Origin of the sequence: Luteibacter mycovicinus (assembly GCF_000745235.1) — a bacterium.
In the GTDB taxonomy this organism is placed as follows: domain Bacteria; phylum Pseudomonadota; class Gammaproteobacteria; order Xanthomonadales; family Rhodanobacteraceae; genus Luteibacter; species Luteibacter mycovicinus.
This window is the reverse complement of record NZ_JQNL01000001.1, coordinates 2,397,930-2,421,258: the sequence shown is the minus strand read 5'-3', so window position 1 is coordinate 2,421,258 and position 23,329 is coordinate 2,397,930. Positions and strand designations below refer to the sequence as shown.

Below are 23,329 nucleotides of genomic sequence, written 5' to 3'. Positions count from 1 at the left end.
GAGGGTTAGTCTAAAGGCTTGTCCGGCAAGCCGTCGGCCCCCACTTAAGTGGTTCAATGAATTCACAAAAGTCGACGCCGCTCGCCGCTTTTCATCCGGCCGTCGCGGCCTGGTTCGCGAACACGTTTCCGGCGCCCACGGAGGCGCAGGTCGCCGCGTGGCCGGCGATCCGCTCGGGGCGCCCGACGCTGGTCGCCGCGCCCACGGGTTCGGGCAAGACACTGACCGCCTTCCTTTCCGCCATCGACGCGCTGGTGCGCGAAGGCGTGCGTGACGGCGGTCTGCGCGACCGCACCACCATCCTGTACGTCTCGCCGCTCAAGGCCCTGTCGAACGACATCCGGATCAACCTCGAGGCGCCCCTGGCGGGCATTCGCGAGCAGTTGCGCCAGCAAGGCCTGCCCGACCTCGAGATCCGCACCGCGGTACGCACCGGCGACACCCCGTCGTCGGACCGCGAGCGCATGAAGCGCCGGCCGCCGCACATCCTGGTGACCACGCCGGAATCGCTCTACGTACTGCTGGGCTCCGACTCGGGCCGGACGATGCTGCGCGACGTGCGCGAGGTCATCGTGGACGAGATCCACGCGGTGGCCGCGAGCAAGCGCGGCAGTCATATGGCGGTATCGCTGGAGCGGCTGGAAGCGCTCGCGCAGCGTCGCATTACGCGTATCGGCCTGTCCGCTACGCAGAAGCCGATCGAGAAGGTCGCCGCCTTTCTGACCGGGGGCGCGCACGACGACTGCGCCATCATCGACATCGGGCATGCGCGCAAGCGCGACCTCGCCCTCGAAGTACCGCCCGTACCACTCGAAGCGGTGATGTCCAACGACATGTGGGAGCTGGTCTACAACCGGCTGGCCAACCTGATCGAGCAGCACCGCACCACCCTGATTTTCGTCAATACGCGGCGCATGGCCGAACGTCTCTCGCGCCATCTCTCCGAGCGGCTGGGCCGCGACGCGGTGACGGCGCACCATGGCAGCCTGTCGCGCGATCAGCGTCTCGACGCCGAGCAACGCCTGAAGAAAGGTGAGTTGCGCGCCCTGGTGGCGACCGCGTCGCTCGAGCTGGGTATCGATATCGGCGACATCGATCTGGTCTGCCAGATCGCGTCGCCGCGCTCGATCGCGGCGTTTCTGCAACGCGCGGGCCGGGCCAGCCATAACGTCGGTGGCACCCCGAAAGCCCGGCTGTTCCCCACGTCGCGTGACGACCTGATCGAGTGCACGGCGCTGCTGGATTGCGTACGCCGCGGCGAGCTCGACGCGCTGATCATGCCGCACGAGCCACTCGACGTCCTGGCCCAGCAGATCGTCGCCGAAGTGTCGTGCCAGGAATGGGACGAGGACGCCTTGTACGATCTCATCCGTCGCGCGTATCCCTTCCGCGAACTGAGCCGGACCACCTTCGACGAGACCGTGCGCATGCTGGCCGAAGGCTTCACCACGCGCGTGGGCCCGCGGGGGTCGTACATTCATCGCGACGCGGTCAACAAACGCCTGCGTGAGCGTCGAGGTGCCCGGCTGACCGCCGTGACCTCGGGCGGTACGATCCCCGAGACGGGCGATTACAACGTCATGCTGGAACCGCAAGCGACCGTGGTCGGCACCGTCAACGAAGACTTCGCCGTGGAGAGCCTCGCGGGCGACGTCTTCCAGCTGGGCAACCGTTCCTACCGGATCATCCGCGTGGAGATGGGCCGCCTGCGCGTCGAGGATGCGCAAGGGCAGCCGCCGAACATTCCGTTCTGGCTGGGCGAGGCACCGGGCCGTACCGATGAGCTGTCCATCGGTGTGTCGCGCCTGCGTACCGACATCTCGGCGAAGTTCGACGAAGGCGGTCGCGAGGGCGCGCTCGACTGGCTGATGTCCGACCTCGGCCTGTCGAAAGCGGCCGCGGAACAGATCGTGGACTACCTGTTCCGTGCACGCGCGGCGCTGGGTGCGTTGCCTACCCGCGAAACGCTGGTCATGGAGCGTTTTTTCGACGAATCCGGCGGCACGCAGCTGATCATTCACACGCCTTACGGCAGCCGGATCAACCGGGCGTGGGGCCTCGCCCTGCGCAAACGTTTCTGCCGCAAGTTCAATTTCGAACTGCAGGCGGCCGCCACCGAAGACGCCATCGTGCTTTCGTTGTCGACCAGCCACAGCTTCCCGCTCGATGAAGTCGCGCGTTACCTGCACTCGAATTCGGCGGAGCACGTGCTGATCCAGGCCTTGCTCGATGCGCCGCTGTTCGGTGTGCGCTGGCGCTGGAACGCGACCACCGCGCTGGCGTTGCCACGCTTCACCGGCGGCAGGAAAGTCGCACCGCAATTGCAGCGGATGAAAAGCGAAGATCTGCTGGCCACGGTGTTCCCCGATCAGGTCGCCTGCGCGGAAAATCTGGTCGGCGAGCGGGAAGTGCCCGACCATCCGCTGGTGAAGCAGACGCTGGAAGACTGCCTGCATGAAGCGATGGACAGCGAAGGATGGCTGACGATACTTCGCGGCCTCGAATCGGGAGCGATCAGGATGGTGGCGCGCGACCTCGCCACACCGTCGCCCCTGGCCGCCGAGGTGCTTAGCGCCGCCCCCTACGCCTTCCTCGACGACGCGCCGCTGGAGGAGCGTCGTACGCAGGCCGTGCAGTCGCGGCGCTGGAACGATGCCGAGACCGCCGACGATCTCGGCCGGCTCGACGCGGACGCCATCGCGTCGGTGCGCGAGGAAGCATGGCCGGAGGCGCGCAGTGCCGATGAGATGCATGAGGCGCTGGTGCAGCTCGGCGCGGTGACCGAGGCGGAAGTGTCGCAAAACACGAGCTGGGCGAAGCTGCTCGCCGCACTGGCGAAAGATGCGCGCGCGACGGCCTTGTCGACCGGCACCACGACCCTGTGGGTCGCGGCGGAACGCCTGCCCGCGTGGCGCGCCATCCACCCGGACGCCAGACTGACACCCGCCATTGCCGCGCCGGCCGAGTTCGAGTCGCCGCTGTGGACGCCCGAATCGGCGCTGATCGATCTGGTACGCGGACGCCTCGGCGGTCTCGGCCCGGTCCCGGCGGGTGTGCTTGCTTCATCGCTCGGGGTCTCCACAAGCGACGTGGATCTCGCGCTGACCTCGCTGGAAACCGAGGGCTACGTCATGCGCGGGCCGTTCTCGCCCGGCGTGACGGACACCGAGTGGTGCGAGCGTCATCTGCTCGCACGTATCCATCGGTACACCATCGGGCGCCTGCGTCGCGAAATCGAACCGGTCGCACCGCGCGACTACCTGCGCTTCCTGCTCGACTGGCAGCACCTGACCCGGGCCACTCAGGTCGCCGGTCCGGACGCGCTGGCGGGCGTCATCGGCCAGCTCGAAGGGTTCGAGGCGGCCGCTGGCGCGTGGGAATCCGAACTGCTGCCCGCGCGCGTCGGTGATTACGGTATCGGCTGGCTGGACGACCTCTGCCGTGCGGGCCGGGTCGTATGGAGCCGGCTCCGTCTGAGCACGGGCAGTGGCGGCCCCGTGCGCGCGACACCCATCGTGCTGCTGCCGCGTCGCCAGCTGTCGGTGTGGTCCGCCGCCGCACCACCGCCCGATGTCGAGACCGTGCTGTCTTCACGTGCGGAGGCGGTAGCCGATGCGTTACGCGATGAAGGCGCGTTGTTCTTCGACGAGATCGCGACGACGACTCGTCTCCTGCGTACCGAACTGGAGGATGCACTGGGCGAACTGGTCGCGGCGGGCCGCGTCACGGCGGACAGCTTCGCCGGCTTACGTGCGTTGCTGCTGCCCGCGGCGAAGCGTAACGGGAGCCGTCAGCGCCGCACCCGGCGCCACATGCTCAGCGGCATCGAAGACGCGGGCCGCTGGTCGCTCGCGCGCCGGCCCAGCGAACAACGCAACGATGCGGATGGCCTGGAGCACATCGCACGCACGCTGCTGCGTCGCTACGGTGTGGTCAGCTGGAAGATTCTCGAGCGCGAGGCCGCGTGGCTGCCGTCATGGCGCGAACTGCGTCGTGTGTATCACCGGCTGGAAGCGCGCGGGGAGATTCGCGGCGGGCGCTTCGTCGACGGCCTGGTCGGCGAGCAATTCGCCTTGCCGGAGGCGTTGCCGGCGTTGCGGCAGATCCGTCATCGCGAGCACGACGGCGAGATCGTCTGCATCGCGGGGACGGACCCGGCGAATCTGGTCGGCAACGTCGTGGCTTCGGTGAAAGTGCCTTCGGTCATCGGCAACCGCATCGCCATCCGTGATGGGATTCCGCTGGCGGCGATGGTGGCGGGGAAGTTCGTCACGCTCACGCCGCTCGAGGGTGATGACGAGCGGGAAGCGCGCGGCGCGTTGCAGCGCCACGCGACCTTCCCGACCGCGTTGTCGTTTTAATCAGCGCAGCTGGATATCGCCGATCACCCAGAGCTTCGGGCCGGGCTTGCCCGTGACCACGAAGCAGAGATCATGCGTACCCTCGCGCTTGGGCAGGATGCCCTGCAAGGTGGCGCGGCTGTCCTTCGCGGGCGCCAGCGGGATGGTGCTCAGCTTCGGGCCGTCGCAGGTGTCCTGATGTACTTCGATCTCACCAGCCGCCGAGCGCGCCTTGCGTGACACGATGCCCGCCGTGTCCTTCCACAGGGCGTAGTTGTACGGCAGGCGGTCGACCGTGACATCGACGCCATAGCGACCATCGAGCCTGACCCCCTTCCACACCCAGCACGTATTCATGATGTCCACCTTGTAGACCGGGCGGACGCCATCGACGGCGTTGGCGGCCTCGAGGCGCAGCACGAGCTTGTCGCCGCAGGTGTCGAGCTCATCGCTGGAGCGGTGCAGCAGCGACTTCGCATCGATCGCGCGATCGCGCGGGCCGGCAAGACCGAAGCCACCCGCGAAGGCATTCGCACGCACCGTCGTCGGCAACGCGACGTCGAAGGGCGCGCTGTACGCGGTGGACTGCGCGGTCGGTGCCGAACCGTCGGTGGTGTAGCGGATCGTGCCGTAGCCGCTCTGGGTCGAGAGCGTGACGCGCGCCTTGTCGTCCGCGGCGGCCTCCGTGGCGATCGCTACCGCATAGACGCTGTCCGCCGGGACGATACCCGCCGCGCGATAGCGCGACATCTGCGCCGGCAGCCTTGCGATGAAGCTGTTCCAGTCGGCCTTCGGCGACCAGGTGCGCTCGGCGACCGCGGCGATACGCGGGAAGATGGCGTGCTGGATGCGGTACCAGTTGGGCTGGTACTCGGTGAAGAGCGTGACCTGCTCACCAAGCACGTGGTCGGCCTTGTCGGGCGCGATATCCGACGGCACCGGTTCGAAATCGTAGAGGGTCTTCAGCGTCTGGCCGGACGGGCGGCCCGGCGGCTCGTCCGGCAGCGTGGACTGCAGCTGGTCGAGGTACAGCGTCGGCGACGGCGCCATGACCACATCGTGGCCGGCATTCGCCGCCTTGATCGCGCCCCTGGTCCCGCGCCACGACATGACGGTGGCGGTGGCCGGCACCTTGCCGTCGAGGATCTCGTCCCAGCCGATCAGGCGGCGACCGTGCTTGTCCAGGTAGTCGCCGATGCGGGCGACGAACCAGCCCTGCATCTTCTCTTCATCCGTGATGCCCAGCGACTTCATCTTCGCCTGCACCGCCTTCGAATGTTCCCACTCGTCCTTGGCCGCCTCATCGCCACCGACGTGGATATACGTCGACGGGAAGATCGCCATGACCTCGTCGAGCACGTCCTGCATGACCACGAAGGTGGCGTCGTCGGTATTGAACAAGGCCGTGTTGACGCCCCAGTCGCCGGAGACCGCCAGTTTCTTGCCGTTGCCAAGCTTCGGATAGGACGCGACCGCCGCCTGCGCATGACCGGGCATTTCGATTTCCGGCACGACGGTGATGTGGCGCTCGGCGGCATAGGCGACGATCTGCTTCGCCTCGTCCTGCGTGTAGAAGCCGCAGTACGGCTTGTCTTCGCCACCGGTGAGGGCGACGTCCGGCCCGATCGCCTTGCGGCAGGCACCGGTTTCGGTGAGCTTCGGGTACTTGTCGATCTGCAGGCGCCAGCCCTGGTCGTCGGTGAGGTGCCAGTGGAATGTGTTGAGCTTGTGCATCGCCATCTGGTCGAGCAGGTGCTCGATCTCGCTCACCGACTGGAAATGCCGGCTGGAGTCGAGCATCAGGCCGCGCCATTCGAAGCGGGGGGCATCGACGATATGCACGCCGGGCACACCGCCCTGGGCCGCCGGATCGGTCAGCAGCTGCCAGTAGGTCACCGCGCCGTAGAAGAGACCCGTTTCATCGTTGGCGGCGATGCGCACGCCCTTGCCGTCGACGTCGAGCGTATAGGCCTCGCGGCCCTTGATCGCCGCACTGGTGGCCAGGCTGATGCCGCCCGACTTCGGCTTGCCCTCGACGATGGCGAGAGTGATGCCGCGCGCCTGACGAACCCAGCTCTGCAGCTGAGCGGCGACGTGCTTCGCCGCGGTATCGCCGGGCGTCACCGTGATGGTCGCCGTGGCGTCGAGCTTGAAGCGGCCCGGCGTGCGCTGAAGCTGCGCAGGCTGCGGAATGAGGGAAAGCGGCATGTTATCGACGGGACCCGTCTCGCGTTTCGGCTGCTGATCGGCACAAGCGGTGAGGCCGACGGCCAGGGCGAGCAGGAGGGTACGGCGCATCGATGACTCCGGAGGTCTGACGTTCGGGCCACGATTGTGGCGAACCATCGTGACGGTGGGAAGCAAAAAAAAGCGGGCCCGATAAGGAGGATCGGGCCCGTGGGGAATGGAGCTTCAGAGGGGTTGGCGGCCATCCATGGCCGCCCGGACGTACCGCGTATCAGAGGTCGAAGTGCACCGAGGCCATGTAGCGGCGACCGGTGGTGTACTTGGCGACCGGCATCGAGGTGACGGTCAGGTACTGCTTGTACTTCTCGTTGGTCAGATTCATGCCTGCGAGCGTGAACGAGACCGCCTTGTTGAGTTTCCAGCCGAGCGTGGCACCCAGGTCGCCATAGTCGGCCGTGGTGGCCGGCGGCGCACCGGCGATGTAACCGCCGGCCAGATACTTGCTGCGCCAGTTGTACGTGACGCGGGCACTGAAGGGACCGTTCTCGTAGTACGGGCTGATCGAGTAGGCGTTCTGCGAGTTGTACGGCAGGGCGCCGCCGGAATCGAGCGTACCCTTGGCGTAGGTATAGCTCGCCGTCGTGCCGAAGCCGGTATCCCAGAACGCCTGCTGATAGCTGATGCTGCCGCCGCGAACCTTGCCCGAGCCGGTATTGCGCGGACGGCTGATCGAGTACGTGCAGAAGCCGTCGGCGGTGCACAGACCCTGCGCGACCTGACGTGCGAACGTCGTCGGATCGTTGACCAGGCCGGAGTTGAACTGCGTCTCGTTGGCCGAGTCGACGACCGTGTAGTTGTCGATCTGCTTCAGGAAGCCGGTGACGGCCAGGTAGGACTGCGGTGCGAAATACCATTCGGCGGAGACCGAGTAGTTCTTCGACTTATAGTCCTTCAGGTCCGGGTTGCCACCCGAGCCGGTCAGCACCGAATCGTTGAGGAACAGGTTGTTCACCTGCATGTTGTACGGCGGACGTGCGATCACCTTGGCGGCTGCGGCACGCAGCACGACTTCATCGGTCAGGTCGTACGCGACGTTGAGGCTGGGCAGCCAGTTTTTCGACGTACGCGACGAGGTCTGCCACGAACCGGCCGGTGCCGGGAGCACCGGGGCGCCGCTGTAGTTGAAGCCCGAGCCGTCGGTCTTGGTGTCGACGTAGCGGATACCGAAGTTGCCGTGGAAACCGCCACCCGCGAAATTCGCCTGGGCGTAAGCGGCATTGGTCTTTTCGACCAGGTTATACGTGCCGTTGAGGTACGTACCCGGGTCTTCGTTGCCACCGTTGGTGTTACGCACCCACGCGTACTGTGCTGCCTTGTCCGGCATCACGTGGCTCGCGGAACCGTCGAGGCCATCGAGAGCGTCCAGCGTGTGGGTGAAACCGCCGAAGCCGAGCGCGGCAAGGTTGGTCGGTGCGTTGCCACCATAGACATGCGCCTGCATGCCTTCTTCATGACGATTCCAGCGGTAGCCGACGGCCACTTCGTTGATGAAGGAATCGAAATACTTCGAGAAATCGAGCTGACCGTACGTATCGCGTGACGATGCGGAATAGTTGCCGTAGTTGCCCGGCCAGCCGCCGAGGCCGTCGACGTCACCCATGTGCCAGTTGGCCGGATCGCGTGCGGCGGCGGGGCTGTCGAAATTGAAGCCCTTGTTGATGTCCCAGGTGTAACCGCCGGCGTACACCGGCTCCATCACCGCCTGAGAAATGCTGTTGTTTTCGGCCTTGCTGTAACCGGCGGCGCCGGACACCTTCCAGCTGTCGCCACGGTACTCGGATTTCAGGTCGAACGCCGAGGTGCGCACGACGGACTTGCGAATATTGCTGTCGAACGTGTCCTGCGCGATGGCCGGGCAGTTCGGCGAGTCGTTGCCGCAGACATGGCCGCCCGTGACGACGCCGTTCGGACCCTGGTTGAAGCTGGTCACGTTACCCGGCGTGGCGCCCGTGAACGGATACAGCGACTGGTTCCAGTTGTCGAAGTTCTCGCGGACGAACAGGCTGTTGATGTCGATGTCCCAGTTGTTCGTGGGACGAATCTGGAAACCGAGCGTCGCGGTGTCGCGCTTGCGCTTCTGCTGGAACCACGCCGAGTTGATCTCGTCGGGCACCTTGGCATTCGGATCGAGCGTGCCGTTGGCGATGCCGGCGGCGACGGCCGGGCTGGCGGCCCACTTGGATACCGGGCTGTAACTGAAGATCTCGAAGCCCTGGCGGTCGATCTTCTCTTCGTAATGCTGGATGGAACTGATGATGCCGAAGGTCTTGCTGTCGTTATGCCAGCTGTACAGCGCCGAGCCGTTCGGGCGCGAGCCCGCCGTGCCCTGGTCGTTGTAGTTCAGACCGAACGAACCGCGAACGGTGTTGGCCGGCAGGTCGAGCGGCTGCAGTGTGTGCAGGAGCACGGTACCGCCAAGGCTGCCTTCGGTCAGGCGTGCTTCGGGCGACTTGTAGACTTCCAGGCGACCGACGATTTCCGGCGCGAGCATGGTGAAATCGAAGCCACGGTTCGGCTGCGCGCCGTACTGCCACGGCGTCTGCGACACGGGCTGGCCGTTCAGGAACGTCAGGTTGAGACTGGGATCGGTGCCGTCGATCGACACGCGGTCGCCCTGGCCGAACTGACGGTCGATGGTGACGCCCGGGATCTGCGTCATCGCTTCGGCGACGTTGGTGTTGGGGAACTTGCCGATGTCTTCGGCCGTTACGGCCTCGACGATCGCGTCGGCATTGCGCTTGGTGTCCAGCGACTTCTCGAGACTGGCCCGGATGCCGGTAACGGTGACGCCCTCGAGCTGCGCGGCCTTGGCGGCGTCAGCTTTTTCCTGGGCGGTCTGCGTCTTCGCAGGTGCTGTCGACGCGTCCTGCGCGGCGGCCATACCCGTGAAACAACACAATCCGGCGATGATGCTCGCCGCGAGCAGGTTTCTACGATGCGACATGGTGTCCTCCCCTCAGAGGAAAAGCTTTCGTTGCTATCGAAGGGTCTTGCGACCCGGTGGCTTACTGAGCCTGCGTTCCTTTCCCGCTCTTCACTGAGCGGTCGAACCGTGCAGGTAGAGACCGGCGGCACCGATCACTCCCAACTGTCCGTGGTCCATCAGACGTACCGGCACTTGCTGGAGAAAGGCGCGCATGACGCCCTTGTTGAAGAACCTGTTGGCAAAGCTGCTGGCGAGCAGGTGATCGCGGACCTGGGGCAGGATGCCGCCAGCCAGGAACACACCGCCGCGTGCGCCGTAGAGCATCGCGAGATCGCCGACGAAACTGCCGAGCACGCCGCAGAACACATCCAGCGCTTCCACGGCGGCGGGGTCGCCTCCGCTGAGTGCGGCGCTGGTGACAGCGGCCGGTTCGGTCAGGGTCGCGGGCGTCCCGCGCAGCGTCGAAATGGCTTTGTAGAGGTTGACGAGGCCCGGGCCCGAGAGGGCGGTCTCGTACGACACGTAATCGCGGCCGCGGGCGAGTTCGCCGAGGATGGCGACCTCGCGCTCGTTGCCCGGCGCGAAGGAAATCTGACCGGCCTCGGTCGGCAGCACGGTGGCGTGCGGCGAGCCCGGCAGGAGCACCGCCGATCCCAGGCCCGTACCCGGACCCATCACTAGGATCGGACCGACGGCCGGCTCGGCGCTGGTCTCGATGATGGCGGTGGTTTCGTGGCTGCGCAGGAACTGGCAGGCGTAGGCCACCGCTTCGAAATCGTTGACCACGGCCAGGCCGTGCAGTCCGAGGGTTTCACGGATGTCACCGATGGAGACCGGCCAGGGCAGGTTCTCGTTGACGATGGCGTCGCCCAGTACGTAACCGGCGCTGGCCACGGCGCAGTGTTCGATCGCTTCATGGCCGTCGAGACGGCCGATGAAATCGCCGAGCACGGCGGTCAGGCTGGGCCAGTCGGCGCAGGCATAGCGCTCGTAGCGCAGGACATCGATGGCATTCGAACCGGACGAGCGACGGACCAGGCCGATACGGGCATGCGTTCCGCCCACGTCGGCGGCGATGAACGCCCCGGACCGCGACGCACGCAGAAGATCCCGCTGTTTGGCCGATTCGCCCACGCCCTGCCCCTTGATGCCCCTGATTCGTTTTCAGTCTGTGATTGAAATGACAACGTTGTCAACAGGACAAATGGCTAGGACATTGCGCAATCGATCACGCACTGCAGCAGGAAACGGTTTCACATGACGTCGACGGGCTCCACGACCTTGCGTCGCACGGCCTCGCGGCGGGCATAGGGTTGGCGCGCAAGCGGTTTGACGCGCCGCGACATCGAAAGTCAGAAACGGGGCCGGTCGTTTTCGTCGCGCGATTCTTCCGATTGACAACGTTGCGCACACGAGTCAATAAAGGGACAAATTAGGGGCATACCACGTGAGGGGAACATCCATGTCATCCACTGCAGGTGCTGTCGAAGAGACACGCCATTCCAGCCTGGTACCGATGATCATCATCGGCGTCCTGTTCTTCATCTTCGGCTTCGTGACCTGGCTCAACGGGCCGTTGATCACGTTCGTCAAGCTGGCCTTCAACCTGGACGACGTCAACGCCTTCCTCGTACCGATGGCGTTCTATCTCTCGTACTTTTTCCTCGCCCTGCCCTCGTCCTTCATCCTGAAGAAGACCGGCATGAAGAAGGGCATGGGTCTTGGCCTGTTCGTCATGGCCATCGGCGCCGTGATGTTCGGCCAGTTCGTCACGATGCGTATCTATCCGGGCGCACTGACCGGTCTGTTCGTGATCGGCGCCGGCCTCTCGCTGCTGCAGACCGCGTCCAATCCGTATATCTCGATCCTCGGTCCGATCGACAGCGCGGCCCAACGCATCGCGTTCATGGGCATCTGCAACAAGATCGCCGGCGCGCTCGCACCCTTCGTGTTCGGCGCCGTGGTCATGAGCAACATCGGCTCGTTCGACAAGCAGATCGCCGCCGCGGCGACACCTGGTGAAAAAGACGCGCTGCTGGCCGCGTTCGCGGCCAAGGTGCACATGCCCTACATGGTGATGGCGGCACTGCTGGTCGTGCTCGCGGTCTGGGTGGTGCGTTCGTCGCTGCCTGAAATCAAGGCGTCGCACGACAATTCCGAGCGGGCCATCGGTCACGACAAGGGCAGCGTTTTCAGCTTCCCGCATCTGTGGCTGGGCGTGCTCTGCCTGTTCGTGTATGTGGGTGTGGAAGTGATGGCCGGCGATGCCATCGGCACGTACGGTCAGGGCTTCGGCATGACGCCCGAGGACACCAAGCACTTCACCTCGTATACCTTGTTCGCCATGCTGCTCGGCTACGTCGCGGGCCTGCTGCTGATTCCGAAATTCGTGTCGCAGCAGCGCTATCTTGCGATTTCGGCGATTCTCGGTGTGCTGTTCTCGATCGGCACGTACGTGACCACCGGTTACACCTCGGTCGCCTTCGTCGCCGCGCTGGGTTTCGCCAACGCGATGATGTGGCCGGCGATCTTCCCGCTGGCGATCAAGGGGCTCGGCCGCCTGACCGAATTCGGCTCGGCCTTCCTGATCATGGGCATCGCCGGTGGTGCGCTCATTCCGCAGATTTTCGCGCACCTCAAGCAGGTCTATGACTTCCAGGCCGTGTTCCTCTGCGTCATGGTCCCCTGCTACCTGTACATCCTCTACTACGGCGCGGCCGGCCACCGGGTCGGCCAGCACGGCGGCAGATAAGCCGGTATCTTCGCTCCGCGACGGCCATCCAGTAGGATGGCCGTCCTGCTATCGAGGGTCGTAGATTGCGAAGCCCTACCATCAAGGACGTGGCCGAACGGGCCGGCGTGTCACTGAAGACCGTCTCCCGTGTCATCAACCACGAGCCGTCCGTCCACGCCCGCACCCGGGAAAAGGTGCAGCGCGCTATCGATGCGCTGGATTACCAGCCCGACCAGGCCGCCCGTAGCCTGCGCAGCCAGCGCACGTATGCGCTGGGTCTGGTGTATGACAATCCCAATGCCCACTACGTCATCGCCATGCAGAACGGCGTGCTCTCGGTCTGCCGCGAGCGCGGTTTCGGCCTGCAGATCCATCCCTGCGATTCGTCGCTGCCCAAGCTGGCCGATCAGCTGTGCGATCTGGTCCGGCGCAACCGGCTGGCCGGCCTCGTTCTTTGCCCGCCGATGTCCGAGCAGCCGAAGCTGCTCGCCGCGCTGACCGAGCAGAAGGTCCCGTTTGTGCGGATCATTTCCGCGCGACAGGATCCCCAGGACGGCTGGCCGTGCGTTTTCGTCGACGACCGTGACGCGGCGTATGCCATTACCGAGCATCTGATCCAGCTGGGCCATCACCGCATCGGCTTCCTCTGGGGTGGCAAGGAGCACCGGTCGAGCCCGGAGCGCTATCAGGGTTATGAGGATGCGCTGCGCGAATATGGCCTGCCGGTCGACAAGAAGCTGGTGGTTGAGGGCGACTATTCGTTCGACGATGGTTTTCGTGGCGCGCGCAAGCTGCTTGCGCTGAAGGAGCCGCCTACCGCGATCTTCGGATCCAACGACGAGATCGCAGCCGGTGTCCTTGCTGCCGCGCGTTCGGGCGGTGTCGACGTGCCGTGGGAGCTGTCGATCGCCGGTTTTGAGGACAGTCCGTTTTCGAAGCAATCCTGGCCGGCGCTGACCACCGCGCGGCAGAACACCGAGGAAATCGGCCGGCATGCGGCGCAGCGGTTGATCGCGGAACTCGAACACGACGATCCGGCGCATGTGCTGGCCAACGAGGGCTTCAGTCCGGATCTGGTCGTGCGTGGATCGACGGCGCCGCGGCGGCTCTGAGCGGTTCGGGTTCGGGCTCGGGCTCGGCTTCGCCTTCGCGGCGGCATTTGCGCTGAGGGCAAGGCGCCGTCGGGTGCCATTCTCGTCGCTAGGTCCTCCTTCGGCCTTCGCCTACGTGCGGAAGCGCTCCGAGAACGACACCCGACGGCACCCTCCATGCCGTGCGGTTTATGGGCGGCAAGCGCAAAGCGGCGTCCCGACTCAGAACCGCGCTTTGCTCGCGCCGAAATGCGATGCCACGTATGGAGGGGAGTCGTTGGCTGCTGTTCCTGGAGCGCTTCCGCACGAAGGCGAAGGCCGTAGGAGGACCTAGCGACAGGAACAGCAGCCAACGGCTCCCCCGCCACCACCCCCCATCTACAGCTATTTAACACCTTTTTTCCTATAATTCTGGCGTTGTCCGCGCCGCGTCGTGCTTCGATGCATCTTGCCGGCAACCACCGAGTCCCTTTAGCGGACCGTTCGCGCGCCGCCGTCTGGCCTGGCGCTTCCCTTTCGATGGGCGGTATGCACCGGCTGCGTATGCGTGTGCCCGCTCGCGTGACAGGATTTATCTCCATGCAGGATCGACACGGGCACGAAGCCCATTTCGGCTGGTTTACCCGCCGCCGCAAACATCTCAAGCCCGATGATCTGACCATCGTCGACGAGTCCATGCTCAGGCGTGCCGTGGGTGCCGCCGCACTCGGCAACGCGATGGAATGGTTCGATTTCGGTGTCTACGGCTACCTCGCCGTGACGCTCGGCCATGTCTTCTTTCCAGGGAGCAGCCCGACCGCACAGGTGATCGCGACCTTCGCGACGTTTACCGTCGCTTTTCTCGTGCGGCCGATCGGTGGACTCGTCTTCGGGCCACTCGGCGATCGCTTCGGGCGCCAGAAGGTACTAGCGGCGACGATGATCATGATGGCGGCGGGGACGTTCGCCATCGGCCTGATTCCCAGCTACGCCACGATCGGTTTGTGGGCACCGGCGCTGCTGTTGCTTGCACGACTGCTGCAGGGATTCTCGACCGGTGGTGAGTATGGCGGTGCGGCGACCTTCATCGCCGAATACTCGACCGATGCGCGACGCGGACAGATGGGCAGCTGGCTCGAGTTCGGAACGTTGGGCGGTTACATCGCGGGTGCCGGTGTGGTGACCGCGCTGACGACGCTGCTCACCACCGGGCAGATGCTGGACTGGGGTTGGCGCGTGCCGTTCCTGGTGGCGGGTCCGCTGGGCCTGCTCGGGCTTTACATGCGCATGAAGCTCGAAGAGACGCCCGCATTCAAGGCGCATGCCGATGCGATGGAGGCGGCGGGCGACATGCCGCGCGTATCGTTGAAGGAGCTCGTCTCCGTGCATGGCCCGCAGCTGCTGAAATGCATCGGCCTCGTGCTGGTCTTCAACGTCACCGACTACATGTTGCTGACCTACATGCCGAGCTATCTCACGGTGACGATGGGATACAGCGAGGCCAAGGGCCTGTTGCTGATCCTCATCGTGATGCTGGTGATGATGCCGCTCAATGTGGTGGGCGGGTTCTTCAGCGACCGGCTTGGCCGTCGTCCGATGATCATCGGTGCGTGTACCGCGATGTTCGTGCTCGCCGTCCCTTGCATGTGGCTGGTGGGCACGGGCAACGACTGGCTGATCTTCGCGGGCCTCATGGGACTCGGCATCGCGCTCGTCTGCTTCACCAGCACGATGCCCGCCACGTTGCCTGCGCTGTTCTATACGCCGGTGCGTTACAGCGCGCTGTCCATTGCGTTCAACGTCTCGGTGTCGCTGTTCGGCGGCACGACGCCGCTGGTGACCGCATGGCTCGTCGAGCGCACGGGCGATCCGATGCTGCCGGCGTATTACCTGATGGGCGCGGCGGTGATTGGCATCGTCACGATGCTCTTCGTACGCGAGACGGCGGGGCTGCCGTTGCGTGGGTCGCCGCCGGCGGTGGCGGACCATGCGGAGGCGAAGGAGTTGCTGGCCGGAGATGCGCCGTTGACGGTGGATGAGACGTTGCCGGTGGCGGCGGTGTCCGGGGGTCATGCGGAGCCCATTGCTCGCTGATGAGCGTCGCCAGCAGGGCTGGCTCCTACCCGGTCGCGACGGACGGGTGGGAGCTCACGCTGTTGGCGATCGGGATCAGGTCCCGGTCATGATCCCGATCGCCGCGATGGCGATGGCCAGGCCCGTCCAGTTCAGCCAGGTCAGTTTTTCGCGGAAGGCGATCGCGCCGACCAGCGCGCCGAGCACCATCACCCCCACGTTCATCGACGCGAACACCAGCGACGGATCGTTGGGCAGCGCGATATGTCCGCGGATATAGAAAAGAATGTTGGCGAAGTTGGCGGCACCCAGCAGCACGCCGAAGCCGATGCTGCGCGGCGAGAGGGGCGACTTACGCGCGATCGCCCGTCCGATGACGACGATCCAGCAGAGCACCATGGCGATCAGAAACGAGGCGAGCATCGCGCTGGGGAAGGGTGCACCGGCCTTGGCGAGCATCTTGAAGCAGATGTCGATCACACCGAAGCCGACGAAGACGGCAAGCGGTGCGGTCCAGCCGGCCCGATCGGTCTGCCCGCGATCCCGGCGCCAGAGCACGCACAGGACGGCGACGAAGGCGAGGGCGATGCCCAAGCCCTTGCGCTCGGTGATGACGTCGCCGAGGAAAGCGAACGCGGCGATCAGCGAGAAGAACAGCGACAGGCGCTGGGCGACGTCGGTGCGAACGATGCCCGCACTGCGGACGGATCGCGCCAGCATCACGAAGATGGCGGGGAGAAAGACGCCGAGCAGGAGGAGGGGGACGTAGGTCTCCGCGACGGCGGCCTGCGGCGTAGCGCCGAGCAGCCCGTACGCCATGGCGGCGGCCACGATGTAGTTGGTGGCGACGGCCTGGACGATGTCGACGTTCGCGCGGCGCGCGAGTTTGAGCAGCACGGACACGGCCACGCTGAAGGCGATGGCGAGGAGGATGTAGAGCATGGCTGGGAGCGCCGGTGAGGCTGGGGGGTGCGAAGGATCGCATGTGGATGGGGCGGGCTACGAGCCGGCCGCCGCTTTGTGGGATCGGACAGCTGGCTCGTTGCGGTGCAAAGCCTCATTCGCGATAAGGCGGGTGAGGGTTCGCGCGCGGGGCGCGCTCCTACGTACGTACGGCGTGGGGCGAGTCAGGCGCGGGGCGCGCTCCTGTGTCGGGCGCGCAGTTGCGTCAGGCGCGCAGTTGCGCCGCTTCTCGCGCGAGGGCTTCGATGGCGGCCCAGTCGGAGGTGGCCAGGAGGTTGGCGGGGGTCAGCCACGAACCGCCGACGCAGACGACGTTGGGCAGCGCGAGGAACTCGGGTGCGTTGGCGAGGCTGACGCCGCCGGTGGGGCAGAAGCGGATCTGCGGCAGCGGGCTGGCCCAGGCACCGATGAGCTTCGGGCCGCCGGCCGGAACGGCCGGGAAGAACTTCTGGAAGCGATAACCACGCTCCAGCAGTTCCATGGCCTCGCTGGACGTCGCCGCGCCGGGGAGCAGCGGCAGCTCGTGATCGTCGGCGGCATCGAGCAGACGCGGCGCGCTGCCCGGCGACACGGCGAACTTCGCGCCGGCCTTGTAAGCGTTCTCGAGGTCGCGAGCGGTCAGCACCGTGCCCACACCGACGAAGGCCCCTTCGACTTCCGCGGCGATCGCGCGGACGGCGTCGAGTGCGGCGGGCGTACGCAGGGTGACTTCGATGGCGGGGATGCCACCGGCGACCAGCGCGCGCGCCATGCCGACCGCCTTCGAGGCGTCCTCGATGATGACGACCGGCACCACCGGCGCCAGGCGCAGCGTGGACTCGACACTCTGTTGCTTCGCTTCGTTACTCATCAGGAACTGCTCCAAAGGATCAGAAAACGCCGGCACCGAGGTCGGCCGTGACGGCGGACTGACGGAACATGGCGAAGAGCTCGCGGCCCATGCCGGTGTGGTGCATGGCCAGATCGATGTTGTCGGGGATGCGGCTGTTCCACTCGTCCGCGTCGACCAGAACTTCAATGGTACCTGCCACGGCATCGAGACGAACCATGTCGCCCGTGCGCACGCGGGCGATGGGACCGCCGGCTTCCGCCTCGGGGGTCACGTGGATCGCGGCAGGCACGCGCCCCGACGCCCCGGACATGCGACCGTCGGTGAGCAGGGCGACGCGATGCCCGCGATCCTGCAGCAGGCTCAGCGTCGGCGTGAGCTTGTGCAACTCCGGCATGCCACGCGCGCGCGGCCCCTGAAAGCGCACCACGGCGATGAAATCGCGATTGAGCTCACCGCGATCGAACGCGGCTTTGACCTCGTCCTGCTCGTCGAAGACGATCGCCGGTGCCTCGATGATCATGCGATCTTCCGGCACGGACGAGATCTTGATCACGCCGCGACCGACATTGCCCTTGAGCATGCGCAAGCCACCGTCATGACGGAACGGCTCCGCGATAGTGCGCAGTACGCCGCGGTTGCCGCTTTCCTTCGAAACCGGTTTCCAGACCAATGCGTCGCCTTCGAGGACGGGCGTGGTGCGATAGGCCTCGAGGCCGTGGCCCATGATGGTGTCCACGTCGCCGTGCAGCAGGCCGGCATCGAGCAGCTGATCCATCAGGAAACCCATGCCGCCGGCTTCGTGGAAGTGGTTCACGTCGGCGTAGCCGTTCGGATAGACGCGTGCGAGCAACGGCACGACCGCGGACAGCGCATCGAAGTCGTCCCAGCGCAGTTCCACGCCGGCCGCGCGTGCGATGGCGACGAGATGCAGCAGGTGGTTGGTCGAGCCGCCCGTCGCATGCAGTCCGATCACGCCGTTCACGATGGAGCGCTCGTCGACGATACGGCCGATCGGCAGGTATTCATCGCCCAGCGCGTCGATCGCCAGCACGCGCTCCACCGTGGCACGCGTGAGGGCGTCACGCAGCGGCGTATCCGGCGCCTCGAAGCTCGCGCCCGGCAGGTGCAGGCCCATGATCTCCATCAGCATCTGGTTGGAGTTCGCGGTGCCGTAGAACGTGCAGGTACCCGACCCATGATAGGAACGCGCTTCCGCGTCGAGCAGTTCCGCGCGTGTCGCCTTACCGGCGGCGAAGGCCTGACGGACCTTCGATTTCTCTTCGTTCGGAATACCGGACGGCATCGGACCCGACGGCACGAACGCGCTGGCGAGATGGCCGAAGCTCAGCGCGCCGATCAGCATGCCCGGCACGATCTTGTCGCAGATGCCGAGATACAGCGCGCCTTCGTACATGTCGTGCGACAGCGATACGGCGGTCGCCATGGCGATGAGGTCGCGCGAGAACAGCGACAGCTCCATGCCCGGACGACCCTGGGTGACGCCGTCGCACATGGCCGGCACGCCACCGGCGACCTGCGCGGTGGCGCCGAAGTCTCGTGCGATCCGACGGATCAGTTCCGGATAGCGCTCGTACGGCTGATGCGCCGAGAGCATGTCGTTGTACGAGGTGACGATGGCGATATTGGACGCGTGGCCGTTGCGCAGCGCGTCCTTGTCGTTCTCACCGCACGCGGCGAAACCGTGCGCGAGATTGCCGCACGACAGGTGATGGCGTTTGGCGCCCGTCCCGCGGGCGGCGTCGATCCTGGCGAGGTACGCGGCGCGCGAGGTGCGACTGCGCTCGACGATACGCTGCGTCACCTCGGCAACGATGGGATGAAGGGTCATGGCGTGTTCCTGAGGCTTTGACCGGGCGGTCGGTGCCGCGCGCCTGACGCGCGGCGGTTGAACGATGGATCAGGCGGCCCAGTAGACGTCCACGGGCACGCGGTCCTGCTTGAGCACGGCGGCGATCGGAAAGTCTTCGCCGGCCTGAGCCCTGGCGAGCACGTCTTTCTTGTCCGCACCTTCGATGTGCAGGTAGAGCGTGCGCGTATCGAGCACGCGCGGCAGGCTGAGCGTGATGCGCGGCTCACCCGCACCGCCGGCACGCATCGACAGCACGCTCCGCGTACCGTTGAGGTCGAGCGCTTCGGCGAGGTGATCGCCGCCGGGGAAGAACGACGCGGTGTGGCCGTCCGGACCCATGCCGAGCACGACGACATCGAACGGCTTGCCGAGCGCGTCGACCTTCTCGCCCACGCCCTCGAGCGCGGCATCGACATCGTCGGCATGCGCCTTGTCGAACAGCGGCAGGAAGGCGGCGACATGCGCTTCGTGCGCGATCAGGGTGTTCCTGACCATGCGCGCATTGGAACGCTCGTTGTCTTCGTCGACCCAGCGCTCGTCGACCAGCGTGATGGTGACCTTCGACCAGTCGATCTCCTGCTCGGCGAGCACGGCGAACATGACCTTGGGCGTGCCGCCGCCGGAAACGGCGATGCTGGCCTTGCCGCGCGCCTTGATCGCGGCGTCGAGCTTGCCGGCGATGTCGCGCGCCAGCGCATCGGCGAGAGTGAGCTTATCGGCGAAATCGTGCTGATGGATCTTGGCGTTCATGCTGCGTCCTCGGCCCAGGTACGGCCATCGCGTTCAATGAGCGCCACGGCGGCGCTCGGACCCCAGGTACCCGCGGTGTACGGCTTCGGCGTATCGCCGCTGCCCTCCCAGGCTTCGAGGATGGGACCGGCCCAGTTCCATGCGGCCTCGACTTCGTCGCGGCGCATGAACAGGGTCGGGTTACCACGCACGACGTCGAGGATCAGCCGCTCGTAGGCATCGGGCTGCTGCACGCCGAACGCCGCCGCGAAACTCATGTCGAGCGGCACGTGGCGCAGGCGCAGGCCACCCGGACCCGGATGCTTGATGGTCAGCCACAGCTTGACGCCCTCGTCCGGCTGCAGGCGCAGCGTCAGGCGGTTGGGCAGCAGCGGACCGTTGGTAGGATCGAAGATGGAATGCGGCAACGCGCGGAACGTGACCACGATCTCCGAGATCCGGTTAGGGAGGCGCTTGCCGGTGCGCAGGTAGAACGGCACGCCCGCCCAGCGCCAGTTACCGATCTCCGCCTTGAGGGCGACGAAGGTTTCGGTCCTGGACTGGTCGCTGCCGAGTTCGTCGAGATAGCCCGGGACGCCCTGACCTTCGGCCGCACCAGCGCGGTACTGCCCGCGCACGGTGAGGTTGCCGGCGTTGCTGGCGTTGATCGGGCGCAGCGAACGCAGCACTTTGAGTTTTTCGTCACGCACGGCATCGGGCGCCAGCGACGAGGGCGGCTCCATGGCGAGCATGCAGACCAGCTGCAGGATATGGTTCTGGACCATGTCGCGCAGCGCGCCGGCACGATCGTAGTAACCCGCGCGATGACCGACGCCGACCGTCTCGGCGACGGTGATCTGCACGTGGTCGATATGCTGGGCGTTCCACAGCGGCTCGAACAGGGCGTTGCCGAAGCGCAGCGCCAGCAGGTTCTGCACCGTTTCCTTACCGAGGTAATGATCGATCCGGTAGGTCTGCGACTCGTTGAAGACCCGGGCCACCGCGTCGTTGATCGCGTTGGCGCTTTCCAGATCGCGACCGATCGGCTTCTCCAGCACCACGCGCGAGCGCTCGCCGTTGAGACCGAGCGACCCGAGGCGCTGGCAGATGTCGGTGAAGATGTCCGGCGCGGTCGACAGGTAGAACACGCGGATGTGCTGCGCCTGCTGCTGCATCAGCGCGGCGAATTCATCCCAGCCTTCTTCCTTGCGCGCGTCGAGCGAGCGGTAGGAAACCATCTGGATGAACGCGTCCAGCTGGGCCGGAGCCACGTGGGACACGCCTTTCTCGACCGAGGAGCGGACCAGGTCGCGGTAGCCCGCATCGTCGAGGGCCTCGCGGGCCACGCCGATGAGGCGGCTGCTGGGCTGGATCTGGCCGTCCACGAAGCGATGGAACAGCGCGGGAAGAAGCTTGCGGACGGCGAGGTCGCCGGTGCCGCCGAAGATGACCAGATCGAAAGGTTCGATCGGGAGGAGATGAGCGCTCACGACAGTGGCCTGCTGGGATCGATGGGTATGCCGACGGATCGTACCAGTGACATACCAGGACATACCAGCCCCGTACCACTCAAGGCGGCGTTTTCCGTCACGATATGAGGCGATGACGCCGCAAAAACGTTTACGGGCCGACTTTGCATCGTGCAAACGCCCGTTTGAATCGCTCACTGGTATTCGCGGGCTTGGACGGTCTTGCCGCAGTGGTCGTTGATTGGTATCTTCTCGACCATGGAAAGCGCTCTCGTCGCCGAATACCAACGCCTGCAGTACGACCCGGCCGCGCGGCAGCCGCTGGCGTACATGCGCCTGCGTCGCGCCATCCGCAACGTGATCGAAAACGGCGAGGTGCAGGTCGGCCATGCACTGCCCAGTGAGCGGGACCTGGCCAGGGCCCTCACGCTGTCCCGGGTTACCGTGCGCAAGGCCATCGGCGGCCTGGTCGAGGATGGTCTGCTCACCCAGCGTCATGGCGCGGGCACCTTCGTGTCCGAGCGCATCGTCAAGCCGCTGTCGCGTATGACCAGCTTCACCGAGGATCTTCGCGCGCGCGGGCTCAATCCGCGCTCGGAGTTCTTCGAGCGGGCCATCGGCGAGGTCACCCCGGAAGAAGCCATGGCGATGAATCTCTCGCCCGGCACCCAGGTGGTCCGCCTGCACCGCCTGCGCTACGCGGGCGACGAGCCGCTGGCGATCGAGCGCAGCGCGGTGCCACTCAACCTGCTGCCCGACCCCAGCCTGGTCGAGGACTCCCTGTACGAAGCGCTCGACACGCTGGGCAACCGCCCGCGACGTGCGTTGCAACGCCTGCGCGCGGTGGTGCTGGGCCCTGCCCAGACCCGGCTGCTCCGGCTCGGCGCCGGCAGTGCCGGGCTGAATATCGAGCGGCGCAGCTTCCTCGACGACGGCCGCATCGTCGAGTTCACGTGTTCCTGGTATCGCGGGGACATCTACGACTTCGTCGCCGAACTGCAGAGCGACTGACGGACCCTTCTTCATGACGATCCAGCCGCAAGACACCCTGATGTACCGCGAAGCGCACGAGACCGCCGAGGTCGTCGAGCGGCAGCTTGCCCTTAACGAAGCCGTGATCGGCGCCCTTGCCGAGCGCCTGCGCGCGAACCCGCCGCGCATGGTGATCACCTGCGCCCGTGGCAGTTCGGATCACGCGGCGATGTACGCGAAGTACGTGTTCGAAACGCAGCTTGGCGTCGTCACCGCCTCGGCCTCGCCGTCGGTCACCTCGATTTACCACGCCGCGCAGCGCCTCGATGGCGCGCTTTACGTCGCCGTATCCCAGTCGGGCAAGAGTCCGGATCTGGTCCGCAACGCTGAAGCCGCGAAGAAGGCCGGTGCGTACGTCGTGGCGCTGGTCAACGTGACCGACTCGCCGCTGGCGGACGTCGCGGACGTGGTCGTCCCGCTGCACGCGGGCCCGGAAACCAGCGTCGCCGCGACCAAGAGCTATCTCGGCGCGCTGTTCGCGATTCTGCATATCGCCGCCCGGTGGAGTGGCAAGGCCGAGATCGCCGACGCCCTGGCCGCGTTGCCCGCGCAGCTGCGCCAGGGCTGGGATGCCGACTGGTCGTCGCTGACGGAAGGCCTCGTCGATGCGCACAACCTGTTCGTGGTCGGTCGTGGCTTCGGCTTCGCCGGTGCGCTGGAAGCGGCGCTCAAGTTCAAGGAAACCTGCGGCCTGCATGCCGAAGCCTTCAGCGCGGCCGAAGTGAAACACGGCCCGATGGCGCTGGTCGGCCCGGACTTCCCGGTGCTGTTCTTCGCGCAGAACGACGACACGCTCCCGGGCGTGCTCGATGTCGCCGCCGAGTTCCGCAAGCGTGGCGCCAATGTCTGGATCGCCGCGCCGGGTGCGACGGGTGAGGGTGTGCTGCCGCTGGTCGCCACCGCACCGATCGCCGCGCCGCTGATCACGGTGCAGAGCTTCTACCGCGCCACGGCGGCGCTCGCGCTGAAGCGCGGCTTCAATCCCGACGTGCCGCCGCACCTGAATAAAGTCACCGAGACCGTCTGACCGTCACCCTCAAGGAA

General features: G+C 66.0%; 14 protein-coding genes. 6 read left to right on the top strand and 8 right to left on the bottom strand.

What is annotated here, in order from left to right; genetic code table 11:
* Positions 1 to 56 precede the first annotated feature (56 nt).
* Positions 57 to 4,361 (top strand): DEAD/DEAH box helicase, encoded by a 4,305-nt coding sequence (locus tag FA85_RS10740; RefSeq protein WP_036116799.1) that lies wholly within the window; start codon positions 57 to 59, stop codon positions 4,359 to 4,361.
* On the opposite strand, the gene FA85_RS10735 is transcribed toward FA85_RS10740, so the two are convergent.
* From FA85_RS10735 to glk, 3 genes are all read right to left on the bottom strand, one after another.
* Complete coding sequence (locus FA85_RS10735) at positions 4,362 to 6,638, bottom strand: family 20 glycosylhydrolase (protein WP_036116801.1); 2,277 nt, start codon at positions 6,636 to 6,638, stop codon at positions 4,362 to 4,364. It lies immediately after the preceding gene.
* A 160-nt stretch (positions 6,639 to 6,798) separates the two neighbouring features.
* Positions 6,799 to 9,531: a TonB-dependent receptor gene (locus FA85_RS10730; protein WP_036116803.1), complete on the bottom strand. Its 2,733-nt coding sequence runs from the start codon at positions 9,529 to 9,531 to the stop codon at positions 6,799 to 6,801.
* A 90-nt stretch (positions 9,532 to 9,621) separates the two neighbouring features.
* Positions 9,622 to 10,647: a glucokinase gene (gene glk, locus FA85_RS10725; protein WP_051944126.1), complete on the bottom strand. Its 1,026-nt coding sequence runs from the start codon at positions 10,645 to 10,647 to the stop codon at positions 9,622 to 9,624.
* A 328-nt stretch (positions 10,648 to 10,975) separates the two neighbouring features.
* Here glk and FA85_RS10720 point away from each other — a divergent pair, with 328 nt between their 5' ends.
* The 3 genes from FA85_RS10720 (at position 10,976) to proP (ending at position 15,411) form a co-directional block, all read left to right on the top strand.
* Positions 10,976 to 12,265, top strand: a complete 1,290-nt coding sequence (locus tag FA85_RS10720) for a sugar MFS transporter (protein ID WP_036116805.1) — start codon at positions 10,976 to 10,978, stop codon at positions 12,263 to 12,265.
* Positions 12,266 to 12,330: 65 nt separating this feature from the next.
* Positions 12,331 to 13,359 (top strand): LacI family DNA-binding transcriptional regulator, encoded by a 1,029-nt coding sequence (locus tag FA85_RS10715; RefSeq protein WP_036116807.1) that lies wholly within the window; start codon positions 12,331 to 12,333, stop codon positions 13,357 to 13,359.
* Between the two features lie 558 nt (positions 13,360 to 13,917).
* A complete protein-coding gene (gene proP, locus FA85_RS10710; protein ID WP_036116809.1) occupies positions 13,918 to 15,411 on the top strand; it encodes a glycine betaine/L-proline transporter ProP in 1,494 nt (497 codons plus the stop codon).
* Positions 15,412 to 15,486: 75 nt separating this feature from the next.
* Here the strand turns inward: proP and FA85_RS10705 are convergent, their stop codons facing one another.
* The 5 genes from FA85_RS10705 to zwf form a co-directional block, all read right to left on the bottom strand.
* Positions 15,487 to 16,332, bottom strand: a complete 846-nt coding sequence (locus tag FA85_RS10705; protein WP_036116811.1) for an EamA family transporter — start codon at positions 16,330 to 16,332, stop codon at positions 15,487 to 15,489.
* Positions 16,333 to 16,558: 226 nt separating this feature from the next.
* The gene (eda, locus tag FA85_RS10700) at positions 16,559 to 17,203 is read right to left on the bottom strand and encodes a bifunctional 4-hydroxy-2-oxoglutarate aldolase/2-dehydro-3-deoxy-phosphogluconate aldolase (RefSeq protein WP_197056520.1); all 645 of its coding nucleotides are present in this window, start codon (positions 17,201 to 17,203) and stop codon (positions 16,559 to 16,561) included.
* A 19-nt stretch (positions 17,204 to 17,222) separates the two neighbouring features.
* A complete protein-coding gene (gene edd, locus FA85_RS10695) occupies positions 17,223 to 19,034 on the bottom strand; it encodes a phosphogluconate dehydratase (protein ID WP_036116813.1) in 1,812 nt (603 codons plus the stop codon).
* A 69-nt stretch (positions 19,035 to 19,103) separates the two neighbouring features.
* Entirely contained in the window at positions 19,104 to 19,805 is a 702-nt protein-coding gene (pgl, locus tag FA85_RS10690) for a 6-phosphogluconolactonase (protein ID WP_036116815.1), read from the bottom strand.
* Complete coding sequence (gene zwf / locus FA85_RS10685) at positions 19,802 to 21,337, bottom strand: glucose-6-phosphate dehydrogenase (protein WP_156108822.1); 1,536 nt, start codon at positions 21,335 to 21,337, stop codon at positions 19,802 to 19,804. Before zwf ends, pgl begins: the two co-directional genes overlap by 4 nt.
* A gap of 174 nt (positions 21,338 to 21,511) precedes the next feature.
* Here zwf and FA85_RS10680 point away from each other — a divergent pair, with 174 nt between their 5' ends.
* Positions 21,512 to 22,264 carry a GntR family transcriptional regulator gene (locus FA85_RS10680; RefSeq protein ID WP_036118723.1) on the top strand — a complete coding sequence of 251 codons (753 nt, stop codon included), beginning with the start codon at positions 21,512 to 21,514 and terminating at the stop codon, positions 22,262 to 22,264.
* 13 nt (positions 22,265 to 22,277) lie between these two features.
* Positions 22,278 to 23,312, top strand: a complete 1,035-nt coding sequence (locus FA85_RS10675; RefSeq protein WP_036116816.1) for an SIS domain-containing protein — start codon at positions 22,278 to 22,280, stop codon at positions 23,310 to 23,312.
* Positions 23,313 to 23,329: the final 17 nt, after the last annotated feature.

Bases quoted from the DNA above. Each gene is read 5' to 3' on its own strand.
- FA85_RS10740 (WP_036116799.1), top strand. From the start codon at position 57: ATGAATTCACAAAAGTCGACGCCGCTCGCCGCTTTTCATCCGGCCGTC.
- FA85_RS10735 (WP_036116801.1), bottom strand. From the start codon at position 6,638: ATGCGCCGTACCCTCCTGCTCGCCCTGGCCGTCGGCCTCACCGCTTGT.
- FA85_RS10730 (WP_036116803.1), bottom strand. From the start codon at position 9,531: ATGTCGCATCGTAGAAACCTGCTCGCGGCGAGCATCATCGCCGGATTG.
- FA85_RS10720 (WP_036116805.1), top strand. From the start codon at position 10,976: ATGTCATCCACTGCAGGTGCTGTCGAAGAGACACGCCATTCCAGCCTG.
- proP (WP_036116809.1), top strand. From the start codon at position 13,918: ATGCAGGATCGACACGGGCACGAAGCCCATTTCGGCTGGTTTACCCGC.
- FA85_RS10705 (WP_036116811.1), bottom strand. From the start codon at position 16,332: ATGCTCTACATCCTCCTCGCCATCGCCTTCAGCGTGGCCGTGTCCGTG.
- eda (WP_197056520.1), bottom strand. From the start codon at position 17,203: ATGAGTAACGAAGCGAAGCAACAGAGTGTCGAGTCCACGCTGCGCCTG.
- edd (WP_036116813.1), bottom strand. From the start codon at position 19,034: ATGACCCTTCATCCCATCGTTGCCGAGGTGACGCAGCGTATCGTCGAG.
- pgl (WP_036116815.1), bottom strand. From the start codon at position 19,805: ATGAACGCCAAGATCCATCAGCACGATTTCGCCGATAAGCTCACTCTC.
- zwf (WP_156108822.1), bottom strand. From the start codon at position 21,337: ATGTCCTGGTATGTCACTGGTACGATCCGTCGGCATACCCATCGATCC.
- FA85_RS10680 (WP_036118723.1), top strand. From the start codon at position 21,512: ATGGAAAGCGCTCTCGTCGCCGAATACCAACGCCTGCAGTACGACCCG.
- FA85_RS10675 (WP_036116816.1), top strand. From the start codon at position 22,278: ATGACGATCCAGCCGCAAGACACCCTGATGTACCGCGAAGCGCACGAG.